Source organism: Microcoleus sp. Aus8_D2, from assembly GCF_036702665.1.
Taxonomy (GTDB): domain Bacteria; phylum Cyanobacteriota; class Cyanobacteriia; order Cyanobacteriales; family Microcoleaceae; genus Microcoleus.
Genome location: NZ_JAUBUN010000109.1, coordinates 1 through 1,107 on the forward strand (window position 1 = coordinate 1; position 1,107 = coordinate 1,107).

Genomic DNA, 1,107 nt, shown 5'->3' on the forward strand with positions numbered 1-1,107 from the left:
GACCACCCTTCGACTTCGCGAGCGGGTAAAATGACCAATGACCAATGACCAATGACCAATGACCAATGACCAATGACCAATGACCAATAACCAATGACCAATGACTAATGACTAATGACCTGTTTGACCAATGACTTCTTTAAGCTTCGCGCATCACATAACCAACACCGCGCACCGTCTGAATCAAGCGCTTTTCGCCTTCATCTTCTATTTTGAGGCGCAGATAGCGGATGTAAACCTCAATCACATTTGACTCGCCGAGAAAGTCGTAACCCCAAACATTCTCTAGAATTTGTTCGCGAGTCAAAACATCGCGGGGATGTTCCATCAAATACTTTAGCAGTTCAAATTCCTTCATCGTCAGGTCGATCGCCCGTCCGTTTCGCAGGGCCCGCCTAGACGCCAAATCCAAAACTAAATCGCCAAACCTCAACTGTTCGCTGCTGGTGTTATCCGGCTGCAAATACAAGCGCACCAAGTGCAAAAAGTCCTCACTGCGGTAAGGTTTGAGAAAATAATCATCCGCCCCAGCTTCCAAACAAGCCACGCGATCGTCAACTGTATCGCGACCGATCAATAATAACACCGGCGCCCGATTGCCACTGCTTCGGAGGTGAGAACACAGGGAAAGTCCCGACTCAGGGCCGAGTATGCGATCGATTACAATCAAAGCTGGCTGCAATTCACGGGCTAAATGTTGACCTGTGGCGATATTAGAAGCTATTACCGGTTCGTAGCCGGAGGATTTTAAGTCTAGGCTTAAGTGTCCGGCGAGAACTTCGTCTGTTTCTACTAGCAGGACACAGGGATTGCGATCGAGAGTAATTGCAGCCATTGAATTGACCGGTGAAGACCATAACTGTTCTAGCACGTATCTAGGGACAGTTGACAGTTGTCAGTTGACAGTTGTCAGTTGACAGTTGTCAGTTGTCAGTTGACAGTTGTCACTTGTCAGTTGTCAGTTGACAGTTGACAGTTGACAGTTGTCAGTTGTCAGTTGACAGTTGTCACTTGTCATTAGTTAAAAATTACAATTCCCAATTCCCAATTCCCAATTCCCAATTCCCAATTCCCAATTCCCAATTCCCAATTCCCAATTCCCAATTC

At 46.7% G+C, this 1,107-nt stretch carries 1 protein-coding gene; it reads right to left on the reverse strand.

Going from position 1 to position 1,107, the window contains the following annotated elements; all coding sequences use genetic code 11:
* Positions 1-139: 139 nt before the first annotated feature.
* Complete coding sequence (gene nblR / locus QUB64_RS32855; RefSeq protein WP_333325972.1) at positions 140-835, reverse strand: response regulator transcription factor NblR; 696 nt, start codon at positions 833-835, stop codon at positions 140-142.
* Positions 836-1,107 lie beyond the last annotated feature (272 nt).